Source organism: Marinobacter sp. R17 (assembly GCF_003789045.1).
Classification (GTDB): Bacteria; Pseudomonadota; Gammaproteobacteria; order Pseudomonadales; family Oleiphilaceae; genus Marinobacter_A; species Marinobacter_A mangrovi.
Map to the genome: position 1 here is coordinate 31,852 of NZ_RHGZ01000004.1, position 12,074 is coordinate 43,925.

A 12,074-nucleotide genomic window follows, 5' to 3' on the forward strand; every position below is an offset into this window, starting at 1 on the left:
GGCATAGCTTCAAACCACCTACCGCAATCGCCGCCGAGCCAGCAGGTAAATGAAATAACTGCCCCCAAGGATGGCCGCAAGCGTCCCCGCCGGCATCTGCTTGGGATACAGCAACACCCAGCCCAGCCAGTCGGAAAACAGCATCAACACCATGCCGACCAGCGGTGCCAGCCACAGCTGCGGCCAGACCTTGCGCGCGCCCATCAGTGTCGCCACATGGGGCGCCAGCAGGCCGACAAAGGCAATCGGCCCCATCAGCGCCGTGACCAGGGCACAACAGGCGCACACCAGCACCAGCAGCACCAGACGGGCCCGGGACGCATTCAGACCACGCGCCTGGGCCATGTGATCGCCCGCCGAGATCAGCGTCAGCCAGCGCCCGGTCGCCAGCGACAACCCAAACAGCAGCACCGTGCCACCGGCGAACCAGAGCGCTTCGGCATCGGACACCCGATAGGTGGACCCGGACAGCCAGCCGATAATGGCGTAGGCCTGGTCGCTGCCCTTGGCGAGCACGAATTGCACCAGCGCCTCGATCAACGCCGACAGGGAAATCCCCACCAGAATCATGATGCCCGGGGCGTAGTGAGCCCGCCGCCCCAGCAGCAGAAGCAACACCAGAACCCCGGCGCTACCGGCAAAGGCAACGAAAGGCCCGGCTTCATGAATCGAACCGCCGATAAACACCGTGAAGGCGACCAGGGCAAACGTAGCGCCGGCCGACATCCCCAGGATATCGGGGCTGGCCAGGGGATTGCGGATCAGCCGCTGCAGGATCAGGCCCGCCAACGCCATGCCGATACCCGCACAGGCGGCCGTCACCAGCCGCGGCCAGCGCAGGGACAGTACCAGATCCGACGGCCACTGGAAGGCGACCCAGGGCTGACGCCAGCTGAAGGCATCCGGCACGAAACAGAGCCCCAGAATCACCAGCACGACCACGGCCAGCGGCGCCAGCCACCAGGACCAGCGACTGACCCGGGCCGCCCCTTCCGGCAGCTGCAGGGCCGTTTGATCCTTCGCCGACAGCTTGCGACGCACGAACCAGATCAAGGCCGGTGCGCCGATCAGGGCCACGGCCGTCCCGCTGGGCAACAGATCCGGGAGCCAGTCGCTGGCCATCACGGCCAGGCTGTCCGTCAACAGCAGGCCGGTTGCACCCAGCAGCAGGCTGAAGCACAACTCATCCCGGGGCGTGCGGGCACCCATGGAGCGGGCGATGTTCGGCGTGATCAAACCAATGAAGCTGATCACTCCAACAGCCGTGATGGCACTGGCCACCAGCCACAGGGACAGCATCAACAACACGACCAGGATCGGTCCGGTGCTCAAGCCCCGGGCCCCGGCACCGGCATCCCCCAAGCGCAACAGCGCCAGCGGTCGGGGGGCGATCAACAGCACCAGCAGCGCTACCGACAGCTTGGGCAACAGCCACTGCACCCAGCTCCAGTCGGTCTGGGTCAGGTCGCCGGCGCCCCAGATAAACAGGTTCTGGGTGGCGTACTGGTTGAGCAGGATGACGGCGGTCGCCACCGCGCCCATCAGGATATGGGTGGCCATGCCCGCCAGGATCACCGGCAATCCGCTGAGGCCGCTGCGCCCGGCGATCAGCAGCACCAGCACAACCGACGCCACGGCGCCGCCCAGGGCGAACCAGGAACGCCCATCCGGCGCCAGATCCGGCCACCAGACACTGACGCACACCAGCGCCAGCCAGGCCCCGGAGGCGGCCCCGAGAGTCATCGGCGACAGCAGCGGATTCTGGGTCACCTGTTGCAGCAGACTGCCGACCAGGGCCATCACGGCACCGACCAGAATGGCCAGCACCACGCGCGGCAGGGCGGCGTAGACAAACTGGATGTCGTCGAAGGTTTCCGGTGCGCGACCGAGGATCAGCGACCACTGCTGCGACAGGGACAGCGTCGAGTTGAGGTGCAGGTGCCACAGCAACGCCAACAGCAGGACCGCCAGCGCCGCCAGGTAACGACCGGCCGCACCCTGCCAGAGGGCCGGGCGGGGACTTGCCAGGGTGTCAGTACCGGACATCACGGCTCGATCGTCAGCAACGCGTCCGTCATGGCTTCCGCCAGGTAGCGTAACGACAGGGCGCCACCGTAGGACCAGGTGGATTCAACACCCGCCACGTGACCAGCTTTCACCACCGGCATCGCCTGCCACAGGGGCGATTCGAACAGTTTCTCCACGCCCGGCGCCGGCTTGAAATAGAGCAACACGTCGTCGGCCTTGAGCGTGCTCAGGGTGACCATCTTCTTCTGGGTCACCCCCCACTGGCTGGGTGGGATATCGAGCGCCGACGCCAGCCCCAGTTCACGCAGGACATAACTGGACATGGCGTTCTCACCGTAGACGAACACCACGGCGTTGTTGTTGAAGCGGATGTTGGCGACTCGCGGCAGGTCCGTACCAAAATGAGCGTGCAGCTGCTGCTTGAGCGTGTCAAAGCGGGTGTCCATGGCCGCCAGTTTCTGCTCGGCCACGTCCTCCTTGCCGAACAGATGGCCCAGCTTGCGGAAGATCCGGCGCGCCACGGTGGCGTTGTTGTGATCGGCACTGAAGGCATCGAAGTAGAGCACCGGCGCCACCTGCTCCAGCCGGTCGATCAAGTCTTCCTGACCGTTGGCCAGGATGATGACGTCCGGTTTGAGTGCCGCCAGTTCCTCGATGCTGGGCTCGTCCCGGGTGCCGATGTCCGCCACGCCTTCGGGAATGGACGGCCGCACCACCCAGGTGTGGTAACCGTCGATATCGGCCACGCCGACCGGTTTGACGCCCAGCTCGACCACGTCTTCAGTCATGGCCCAGCTCAGGGTCACCACCCGCTGGGGCGTGCGTTCGAAGGTGTGCTCACCACGAGCGTCCGTGATGGTCACCGCTCCCAGGGCCTGGCCGCAGAACAGCCCTGCCAACAATAAGACGAAGAAGCGGAATACGCCTCGAATCACCATAAAGGCCTCCGACAGTCAGGCGACGACAGCAACCGGACGTGACTTGCCGGGCTGGGGAATGAGTTGGATATCGATACCGTAAAGCTGGCTGAGACGATCCCGGGTGAGCATCTCGTCGGGCGTGCCGTCAAACACCAGCTCGCCGCCCTTGAGCGCCAAGATGCGGTCGGCGTAGCGGGCCGCCAGATTGACGTCGTGCAGGATCGCCACCACGCCGCGACCGGTGTCCTGGTTCAACTGACGCAGCAGGCCCATGGACTCGTACTGGTGGGACAGGTCCAGCGCCGAGGTGGGTTCGTCCAGCAACAGCAGGGGTGATTGCTGGGCCAGCAGCATGGCGATCCAGGCCCGCTGGCGCTCACCGCCGGAGAGCTGGTCGGTCAGGTGGTCGGCATACGCCAACACACCGGTCTGTGCCATGGCCTCATCGATGGCCTGGGCGTCCGTCGCCCGCCAGCGACCAAACAGGCCACGCCAGGGATAGCGCCCCAGGGCTACCAGTTCGCGCACGTTCAGGCCCGCCACCGGCGGCAGGTGTTGGGGCAGGTAGGCGATTTCCCGGGCCAGCGACCGCTGGGAATAAGCGTCCATCGGGCGGCGATTGAGCCGGATCTCGCCGGCATCCGGCGCCATCTGACGCGCCAGCAGGTTCATCAGAGTCGACTTGCCCGACCCGTTGTGACCGAGAATGACCGTGAATTCGTGACCGGAAATCGACAGCTCCGGCAGCGCCAGGATATCCCGGCCGTCCCGGTGGACGCGTATGCCGTTTAGTTCAAGCATCGTGCAACAGCTCTTCTTGCAGGCGGGTGAACCGGACCTCGTCCTTCTGCTTGGGGCAGGAAGCGCACAGTTCACCATCGTGGCGGCGGTAATGCATACAACAGCCCTTGCGGTCGAGCACCAGCGGGGTACGGCCATCGGCCAGGGGCAGCGGCATCAAGGCACTCTGGCCTTCCAGCCCCATCGCCCGCAGCCAGGTCCAGGCCAGTTCCAGCCGCTGGGTCTGGGTCAGCTCGGGGCGAATCCGGTCGAGTCCGGCGATGGCGCTCAACAGGCTGTCCGCCACCAGCCGCAGGGCATTGAGGGGCTTGATCAGCGTGATCTCGCGCAGCTCTGCCAAGAGGCTGTCGCAGAGTGCGCGCAGGGCCTGCCCGCCACGCTGGATCAGCTGTGCTTCCGTGCCGTGCTCCCAGCCGTCGTCCGGCAGCGAGTAACCCGCCACCATCAAGGTGCCCACGTTCTGTCGCAGATCCTGGAGCGGCGGCAACACACCGGCACCATGCACACCGATCACCGTCAGGATGATCGGCTGCCACACCATCAGCCCCCAGGTCCGCACGGACCAGTAGGGCATGCCGGCTTCCGGGTAGGCTTCACTCAGGGTGGCGTAGAGGGTTTCGAGGACCGCCCGATTGTCGTCCCGCGCGCACAGGCACTGGTCCACCGGCGGCACCTGATCGCCGGCCAGCACCGGATTGATCTCGGCCGAGATGGCGTAGAAGCGATCCAGGGCGATGTGCTTTGCCAGAGACTGTTGGGCCATGGACATCGTGCAACGACTCCCGCGATGTGAGCGCCAGCCGGTCGAGAACCTGACTGACCGAGAATGATCAGCAGTTTACCGAGCGCCTTCCATCAGCGCAAATGCAAATTGATCGCATTTAATTTCTCGTCACCACCTGGCCGCCCGTCAAGAGACCCGTTGTGCCGGGCAGGGGAGTTCGGTAAACTTCGCGCATCTCCGGGGGAGTAGTCTCCGCGAAGGACAGACTGGTTCTCACAGTCGGCCTTCCGGGTGGCGGTCAACAAACTTGAGGCACATCCTCATGGCTGCCACGTCCCACCTGTCATGGGATTGACGAGACCTGGGATAACGCGGTCTGCCGTTGGGGCGGAAGGCCGAGTTGTCCCTGTGTCATCGTAAATCCGCCCCTGCTTGGAGATTCAATGGACGCCTTCCTATCCTCGACCTTCGCCGTGGCCATCGCGGAAATCGGCGACAAGACCCAGTTATTGTCCCTGTTCCTGATCTGCCGTTTCAGTAAGCGGACACCCATCATTCTGGGCATCCTGTTTTCCACCCTGCTCAACCACGCCCTGTCCGCCCTGCTCGGCGCCTGGATAGCCAAGCTGATTCCCGCCAGCTGGCTGCCCTGGATTGTCGCCACCAGTTTTATCGCCATTGCGCTGTGGCTGTTGATTCCCGACAAGGACGACAGCGAGGATACCGGCCTGCTGCGCTATGGCGCGTTCTTCGCCACGCTGATCATGTTCTTCCTGGCGGAAATCGGTGACAAGACACAGATTGCGACCGTGGTGCTCGCCGCCCGTTTCGACGATACCGTCATGGTGGTTCTGGGCACCACGGTGGGCATGCTGCTGGCCAACGTTCCCGTCATCCTGGCCGGCCAGTGGCTGATGGATCGCATGCCCCTCGCCACGGCCCGCCTCTTTGCGTGTGGGCTGTTTATCGTGCTCGGGGTCATCACCCTGGTCGGGGCTTTCAGCGGCATCAGCCTGACGGCCGGCTGATTACTGATTCGTCATGCGTTTTTGCCGCAATCCAGCGGTGCGGGAGAAGAAACGCGCCGCACTCTGTGGAATAATGGGCTTTCTTAATAGGTGCCTATAAAGTAAACAGGTCGGCAGGCATCCCTGCTGGCCTGCGGTTCAACGAAGTGACGGAACACCTGTCCCAAGGATTTCAGTAATGACATGTTTCAGACGGGGCCTGATGGCAGCCTGCCTGCTGTTCTCCACCCAGGCTGCACTGGCCGGGCAACCGGTGATGCCGATCAAGGGCGACCTGATCGGTCACATGGAGACCATGAAAACCCGCTATGAAGACACCTTTGCGGACATCGGCACCCGCAACAGCATCGGCTACCTGGAGCTGGTCCACGCCAATCCGGGGGTCGATCCCTGGCTGCCGGGCGACGGCACGCAGATCACCCTGCCGGAACAGCACATCCTGCCGGATGCCCCACGCAAGGGCATCGTCATCAACCTGGCCGAATTCCGTCTCTACTATTACAGCGATGACGGCGTGCAGACCTACCCGGTCGGCGTCGGCACCGAACAGAACCCGTCACCGCTGACGCAAGCCAAGGTCACCATGCGCCTGGAATCCCCCGCCTGGTACCCGCCCACCAGCGTCCGCGAAGAGTACGAGAAAAACGGGGAACAGCTGCCGCTGATGGTGCCGCCGGGTCCGGAAAACCCGCTGGGGCCCTACGCCCTCAAATTGAGCGCCAAGGGCTACCTGATCCACGGCACCAACAAGAAATTCGGCATCGGCATGCAAGTCAGCCACGGCTGCATCCGCATGTACAACGACGACATTTCCCAACTGGTGTTCGAGGTGCCCAAGGGCACGCCGGTGCAGTTCGTCAAGCAGCCGGTCAAGGTGGGCATGAGCGGTAACGAGGTGTGGCTGGAGATCCATCGTCCCAAGGAAGAGATGGACAAGGCCACCAAGGACCAGCTTTGGAAGGACGTGATGCAGAAGATGGACAAACTGCTCGACAAACATCCCGGCATCGAATTCCAGCGCCATGCCGTGGAACTGGCGGTGGACCAGGCCGACGGCGTTCCGCGCCTGGTGGGTGAGCAGGTTCGCCAGATGGCCCAGAACCACGACAAGGAGACCGACGACAAGCCGTCGCTCTAAAGGCGCTCCTGAAGAACACTGAGTTTCTGCGCGGGCCCTGGCCCGCGTTATCGCAGCCAATCGATAACAATAAGGACACCGTCATGGCTAAAGCGGTACTGATCACCGGCGCCAGCTCCGGCCTGGGCGAGGGTATGGCGCGGGAATTTGCGGAACGGGGCTACGACCTGGCGCTTTGCGCCCGCCGCACTGAACGCCTCGAAACGCTGAAAACCGAGATCCAGCGCCGCCAGCCCAACATCCGCATCCTGATCCGGGCCCTGGACGTGAACCAGCACGATCAGGTCTTTGACGTGTTCAACGGATTCCACCAGGACCTGGGCCGACTCGACCGCATCATCGTCAATGCCGGCATCGGCAAGGGCCAGCCCCTCGGTTCTGGCGGCTTTAACGCCAACCGGGACACCGCCGAAACCAACTTCGTCGCCGCCCTGGCGCAAATGGAAGCCGGCATGGCCATCCTCCGTTCCCAAAACGAGGGCCAACTGGTGATAGTCTCTTCGGTTTCGGCGATCCGTGGCATGCCCGGTAACGTCACCACTTATGGCGCCACCAAAGCCGGCGTCGCCGCGCTCGCCGAAGGCCTGCGCGTGGAACTGGCAAAAACCCGCTCACCGATTCGCATCACCACGCTCTTTCCCGGCTATATCAGCACCGCCATCAACGCCGACATCAAACACAAGCCCTTCGTGGTGGACGCCGAGACGGGCTGCCGCGCCATGGTCAAAGCCATCGAATCCGAAAAGGCCGAAGTCTATGTGCCCGGTTGGCCCTGGCGCGCCATCGGGTTCATCATGAAACGGGTACCCACGTCCCTGCTGGCCCGGATGCTCTGAGTAACATCGGTTAATCCCCCCCGGTCAGGGAACGTATACTCTATAGACGGATCTTAAAAGCCAGGCGAGGGGCCAAACGCCCTCGCCCGGACGCAGCGAGCGGAGACCGATGGCCATGATCTGCAGTCAACGCCTCAAGCACAGCCTGTTCGCGTGGATGCTGGGATTAGGAGTCCTCCTGGTGCTGGCCGGATACGTCCAGGCCCAGTCGTCGGGTTCGGCCTCTTCGGGCAACGCCCGCCTGTTGACCGTCAACGGCGCCATCAGCCCGGCGACCATGGATTACCTGATGCGGGGTCTGGAGCAAGCCGCCGATGACCAGGATCCGCTGGTGATCATCGCCATGGACACGCCTGGCGGTCTGATGTCGTCCATGCGCAGCATCATCAAGGCTATCCTGGCCTCTCCGGTTCCGGTGGTCACTTACGTCTCGCCGTCTGGCGCACGCGCCGCCAGCGCGGGCACCTATATTCTCTACGGCAGCCACATCGCCGCCATGGCGCCCGCCACCCACCTGGGATCGGCGACACCGGTCCAGATGGGCGGCCTGCCCGGCCAGCCGGAGGAATCCCCGGCTCCGGACAAACAGCCGCCTGCCGACGACAGCAACAACGCATCAAAAGAAGAGCCCCATCAGGGCGGCAGCGCCATGGAGCGTAAGGTGCTGGAGGATGCCGTCGCCTACATCCGGGGCCTCGCCGACCGCCACGGACGCAACGCCGACTGGGCCGAACGGGCGGTGCGAGAGGCCGTCAACCTCAACGCCAACGATGCCCTGAAACAGAACGTGGTCGATGTGGTGGCCCGGGACATTCCCGACCTGCTGCGGCAGATCGACGGCCGAATAGTGGTCATGGCCGACGGCGAGCGGGTGCTGCAGACCGCCAACCTGACCGTCAAGCGCGCGGACCCGGGCTGGCGTACCGACTTGCTGTCCGTGCTGACCGATCCCAACGTCGCCTATTTCCTGATGATCATCGGTTTCTACGGGCTGATCTTCGAGCTGGCCAACCCCGGCAGCCTGTTCCCGGGGGTGATCGGCGCCATCTGCCTGGTGCTCGCCCTGTTCGCCTTCCAGGTCCTGTCGGTGAACTACGCCGGACTGGCGCTCATCCTGCTGGGCCTGGCGTTTATCGTGGCGGAGGCCTTCATGCCCAGCTTCGGGGTGATGGGGCTGGGCGGCCTGGCCGCCTTTGTGGTGGGGTCGGTGATCCTGATGGACGGCACCCACCAGGCCATTTCCCTGCCGATCATCGGCGGCACCGCCGCGGTGGCCGGCGGTTTCCTGCTGTGGGCGGTGACCCGGTTTGTCGGGCTGCGCAAACGGCGCGTGGTCAGCGGCAAGGAGCAGATGCAGGGTGAAAGCGGCATCGCCCTGGATACGTTTGTCATCGACGACGATCACTACAAGGGACATGTCCGACTGAATGGTGAGCGCTGGAACGCCACCAGCACGGCCGCGGTCCATGAGGGCCAGACCGTCCGCGTGGAGGCCATCGATGGCCTGACCGCCCGGGTCAGCCGCCAGGACGACACGGCGGACGCCCCAACGACGCACTGAATCAGGACAACCAACCGGAGGGAACAACATGCTGGGCAACCTGATACCGTACATTGCACCTCTCGTCATCCTGCTGATCATTCTCGGCAGTGCCATTCGCATCCTGCCGGAATACGAGCGCGGCGTCGTGTTCTTCCTGGGGCGCTTCCAGGGCGTCAAGGGACCGGGGCTGATCATCGTCATTCCCGGGATTCAACAGCTGATCCGGGTGGACCTGCGGGTGATCACGCTGGACGTTCCCAGTCAGGACGTGATCTCCAAGGACAACGTCACGGTGAAGGTCAACGCGGTGCTCTACTTCCGCGTAGTGGATCCGGAAAAGGCGATCATCCGGGTGGAAAACTACGGTGCGGCGACCAGCCAGCTGTCGCAGACCACCCTGCGTTCGGTGATGGGCAAACACGATCTGGATGAGATGTTGTCCGAACGGGACAAGATCAACGCCGATATCCAGGAGATCCTGGACACACAAACCGAGGAATGGGGCATCAAGGTCGCCAACGTGGAAATCAAGCACGTGGATCTGGATGAATCGATGATCCGGGCGATCGCCCGTCAGGCCGAGGCGGAGCGGGAACGCCGGGCCAAGGTCATCCATGCGGACGGTGAATTCCAGGCGTCACAGAAGCTGGTCGAAGCGGCGGATGTCATGTCCCGCAATCCGGCAGCCCTGCAACTGCGCTACCTGCAGACCCTGGCCGATATGAGCAACAACAACAGCTCCACCATCGTTTTCCCGCTGCCTATGGATATCATGAAGAGCTTCATGAAACCGGCTGGCGACAAGGCCCCCAAACCGGAAAACAGCCCGGAATAACCCAATCTGCAGACACAAAAAAAGGCCGGTCAAGCCGGCCTTTTTCGCATTCGTCAGAGCAACTTACTTCATGCTCGACTTCTGCAGCATACGCTTGGCGCGCTCGTTCGCTTCTTCAGCGGACTTCTGCGCTTGCATGGCAGCAGACATGGCTTCTTCTGCTTTTTCATAAGCAGCGTTGGCGCGGCTCTGTGCAGAGTTGGCAGTGCTCAGCGCGTTGCTGGCTGTCTGCTCTGCAGAGTTCGCAGTTGCTGCTGCGTCATCAATGGCTTCCTGGTTGGCTGTGCTGGCACAACCAGCAGTCATAGCGGTGGCCAGTGCAAAACCTGCGATCGTCAACTTACGCATTCTCATTACCCCTTATTGATGGTTATAGCTTCCTTAGACTGCAGAAGTCTTTGGAACCAACTCCCTGTCTGTTCCACAAGTTTGGACCACTGTCGTCCAAATCGTCATGAACAGTGTAGAACACTGCCTTACGAATTGAGAACTATAGATCAACCGATTACGTTCGCCAATTACCGGTTCGTAACGCGTCCACTTAAGTTACGCGTCAGGGAAGGATACGGATTGGTGTGCCGTCGGGAACCAGCGTCCAGATCTGATCCATGGCCTCGTTGGTCACGGCAATGCAGCCGTCGGTCCAGTCCAGCCCGGCAAACGCAAACGCCATATCACCGGCATCGTTGGGCAGCCCGTGAATCATGATCTCGCCGCCGGGGTTCAACCCCCAGTCAGAGGCCAGTTCGCGATCGTGGGCGTTGGGGTAGGAAATGTGAATGGACTTGTAGTAGCTGCTGCCCGGGTTACGCCAGTCAAGAACGTAATCGCCTTCGGGCGTACGCTCATCGCCCTCAAACAGCTTGTGGCCCGTGGGGTTGTCTCCCAGGGAGATGCGGAAGGTTTTCACGGCTTCGCCGTCCACCATCAGGTCCAGGCGCCGCTTGGCCTTGTGGACCACGACCCGATCCACCGCCAGCGATGCGTGGGCGGTTTCAGGCCGCTGATAATCGGTCGTTGCCATGGCGAGACTCTCGGCGGAGGCCAGGCCCGGTACCAGAATACTGAGCGAAAGCAACAACTGCGCTAGACGACGAAAAAGCATAGAAAACCAGCAGATTGCACAAAGTTAATGCGCATTTTATAGCACAACCCCGGAGGGTGTTCGATTTCTTAACGTTACAGTGAGAAATCGGCACGTTTCCGGGGGTAAATAATTTAGTCCAGCACCGTAGCACGCAACCGATCGTCCAGACAGGTCGCCTTCAACGGCTGGTCGGCGATCAGCTCCAGCCGGTTCTCCGGAGCCGGCGCGGTCGGATAGCGGCTGATTGCACCATCGCCACCATTGAAGGCAAGCCAGCCATCGGCCGTGTTCAGCACGGCCTTGTAGCGGGCGCAGTCGGTACCGGTCAGCCAGGCGACCACGGCGTCGGCATCAAAACGCCGATCGGGCGCAATCCGCCAGCCCAGGCTGACATAGCCCTGGCCGTGGTTTTCCCGCATCTGCCAGTCACGGTCCGCCCCATCATCCACCGCGCCGGGTTCGGCATGGTGATGGTCATGAGCATGGGGCGACTCGAATTGGGGTATCTGGGGCTGGGCATCCAGCCAGGCGAGCTCGAGCCGGCCCTGTCGGGTCTGGGCGATGCGCTGTTTGGCGGGCGCCAGCGCTTCGGCCCACTGCCAGAAGGAGCGGATTTGTTGGGGCGTACACAGGTCGGTCTTGTTGGCGACCAGCACATCGGCAGCGGCCACCTGATCCCGGAAGTGGACGTTGTCGGTGACCCGGGAATCTTCCAGGCGACGGGGATCCACCAAGCCAATGGTGGCACCGATCGTCAGGACGTCCTGATAGAACTCGTTTTGCAGCGTTTCGATGATGCGAGCCGGATGCCCAAGGCCCGTGGGCTCAATCAGAAGACGATCCGGACGCGCTTCACGGATGAGCATGTTTAGCCCCATCTGCATCGGTAAGCCGGCCACACAGCACATGCAACCGCCGGGCACTTCCCGCACAAAGGCACCGGTATCGGCCAGCAACTGGCCGTCGATGCCGATCTCGCCAAACTCGTTGACCAGCACCGCCCAGGTCTCGTTCGCCGGTTTGCGGGCCAGCAGATCGCGGATGGCCGTGGTTTTTCCCGCGCCCAGGAAGCCGAGAATGAGATGGGTTGGAATCGGCATGGCCGTCACTCAAAACGTTATATTATAACAACTG

At 62.8% G+C, this 12,074-nt stretch carries 12 protein-coding genes; 5 read left to right on the forward strand and 7 right to left on the reverse strand.

Annotation, left to right across the window (positions count from 1 at the left end):
- Window positions 1-18 precede the first annotated feature (18 nt).
- Genes fhuB through EB809_RS04345 form a run of 4 tightly spaced genes read right to left on the reverse strand, consistent with a single transcriptional unit; the run spans window position 19 to window position 4,518 of the window.
- On the reverse strand, window positions 19-2,046 hold the full coding sequence (gene fhuB, locus EB809_RS04330; protein ID WP_123633590.1) for a Fe(3+)-hydroxamate ABC transporter permease FhuB: 2,028 nt from the start codon (window positions 2,044-2,046) through the stop codon (window positions 19-21).
- Window positions 2,046-2,966, reverse strand: a complete 921-nt coding sequence (locus EB809_RS04335) for an iron-siderophore ABC transporter substrate-binding protein (protein WP_123633591.1) — start codon at window positions 2,964-2,966, stop codon at window positions 2,046-2,048. The genes fhuB and EB809_RS04335 overlap by 1 nt, the downstream gene beginning before the upstream one ends.
- Before the next feature lie 15 nt (window positions 2,967-2,981).
- Entirely contained in the window at window positions 2,982-3,749 is a 768-nt protein-coding gene (locus EB809_RS04340) for an ABC transporter ATP-binding protein (RefSeq protein ID WP_123633592.1), read from the reverse strand.
- Window positions 3,742-4,518, reverse strand: a complete 777-nt coding sequence (locus tag EB809_RS04345; protein ID WP_123633593.1) for a siderophore ferric iron reductase — start codon at window positions 4,516-4,518, stop codon at window positions 3,742-3,744. Before EB809_RS04345 ends, EB809_RS04340 begins: the two co-directional genes overlap by 8 nt.
- A gap of 398 nt (window positions 4,519-4,916) precedes the next feature.
- Between EB809_RS04345 and EB809_RS04350 the strand changes: the two genes are divergently transcribed.
- From EB809_RS04350 to EB809_RS04370, 5 genes are all read left to right on the forward strand, one after another.
- Window positions 4,917-5,501, forward strand: coding sequence for a TMEM165/GDT1 family protein (locus EB809_RS04350; protein WP_123633594.1), 585 nt, complete (start codon window positions 4,917-4,919; stop codon window positions 5,499-5,501).
- A 202-nt stretch (window positions 5,502-5,703) separates the two neighbouring features.
- Window positions 5,704-6,639 carry a L,D-transpeptidase family protein gene (locus EB809_RS04355; RefSeq protein ID WP_223807823.1) on the forward strand — a complete coding sequence of 312 codons (936 nt, stop codon included), beginning with the start codon at window positions 5,704-5,706 and terminating at the stop codon, window positions 6,637-6,639.
- Window positions 6,640-6,722: 83 nt separating this feature from the next.
- On the forward strand, window positions 6,723-7,475 hold the full coding sequence (locus EB809_RS04360) for an SDR family oxidoreductase (RefSeq protein WP_123633596.1): 753 nt from the start codon (window positions 6,723-6,725) through the stop codon (window positions 7,473-7,475).
- A gap of 115 nt (window positions 7,476-7,590) precedes the next feature.
- The gene (locus EB809_RS04365) at window positions 7,591-9,036 is read left to right on the forward strand and encodes an NfeD family protein (RefSeq protein ID WP_223807810.1); all 1,446 of its coding nucleotides are present in this window, start codon (window positions 7,591-7,593) and stop codon (window positions 9,034-9,036) included.
- 28 nt (window positions 9,037-9,064) lie between these two features.
- The gene (locus EB809_RS04370) at window positions 9,065-9,853 is read left to right on the forward strand and encodes a slipin family protein (protein WP_123633597.1); all 789 of its coding nucleotides are present in this window, start codon (window positions 9,065-9,067) and stop codon (window positions 9,851-9,853) included.
- Window positions 9,854-9,916: 63 nt separating this feature from the next.
- On the opposite strand, the gene EB809_RS04375 is transcribed toward EB809_RS04370, so the two are convergent.
- The 3 genes from EB809_RS04375 to EB809_RS04385 form a co-directional block, all read right to left on the reverse strand.
- On the reverse strand, window positions 9,917-10,201 hold the full coding sequence (locus tag EB809_RS04375; RefSeq protein ID WP_123633598.1) for an Lpp/OprI family alanine-zipper lipoprotein: 285 nt from the start codon (window positions 10,199-10,201) through the stop codon (window positions 9,917-9,919).
- Between the two features lie 205 nt (window positions 10,202-10,406).
- Entirely contained in the window at window positions 10,407-10,877 is a 471-nt protein-coding gene (locus tag EB809_RS04380; protein ID WP_223807811.1) for a murein L,D-transpeptidase family protein, read from the reverse strand.
- 194 nt (window positions 10,878-11,071) lie between these two features.
- On the reverse strand, window positions 11,072-12,040 hold the full coding sequence (locus tag EB809_RS04385) for a CobW family GTP-binding protein (protein ID WP_123633600.1): 969 nt from the start codon (window positions 12,038-12,040) through the stop codon (window positions 11,072-11,074).
- Window positions 12,041-12,074 lie beyond the last annotated feature (34 nt).

Excerpts from the sequence above, each read along its gene's own strand:
- fhuB (WP_123633590.1), bottom strand. The coding sequence starts at position 2,046 with ATGTCCGGTACTGACACCCTGGCAAGTCCCCGCCCGGCCCTCTGGCAG.
- EB809_RS04335 (WP_123633591.1), bottom strand. The coding sequence starts at position 2,966 with ATGGTGATTCGAGGCGTATTCCGCTTCTTCGTCTTATTGTTGGCAGGG.
- EB809_RS04340 (WP_123633592.1), bottom strand. The coding sequence starts at position 3,749 with ATGCTTGAACTAAACGGCATACGCGTCCACCGGGACGGCCGGGATATC.
- EB809_RS04345 (WP_123633593.1), bottom strand. The coding sequence starts at position 4,518 with ATGTCCATGGCCCAACAGTCTCTGGCAAAGCACATCGCCCTGGATCGC.
- EB809_RS04350 (WP_123633594.1), top strand. The coding sequence starts at position 4,917 with ATGGACGCCTTCCTATCCTCGACCTTCGCCGTGGCCATCGCGGAAATC.
- EB809_RS04355 (WP_223807823.1), top strand. The coding sequence starts at position 5,704 with ATGGCAGCCTGCCTGCTGTTCTCCACCCAGGCTGCACTGGCCGGGCAA.
- EB809_RS04360 (WP_123633596.1), top strand. The coding sequence starts at position 6,723 with ATGGCTAAAGCGGTACTGATCACCGGCGCCAGCTCCGGCCTGGGCGAG.
- EB809_RS04365 (WP_223807810.1), top strand. The coding sequence starts at position 7,591 with ATGATCTGCAGTCAACGCCTCAAGCACAGCCTGTTCGCGTGGATGCTG.
- EB809_RS04370 (WP_123633597.1), top strand. The coding sequence starts at position 9,065 with ATGCTGGGCAACCTGATACCGTACATTGCACCTCTCGTCATCCTGCTG.
- EB809_RS04375 (WP_123633598.1), bottom strand. The coding sequence starts at position 10,201 with ATGCGTAAGTTGACGATCGCAGGTTTTGCACTGGCCACCGCTATGACT.
- EB809_RS04380 (WP_223807811.1), bottom strand. The coding sequence starts at position 10,877 with ATGGCAACGACCGATTATCAGCGGCCTGAAACCGCCCACGCATCGCTG.
- EB809_RS04385 (WP_123633600.1), bottom strand. The coding sequence starts at position 12,040 with ATGCCGATTCCAACCCATCTCATTCTCGGCTTCCTGGGCGCGGGAAAA.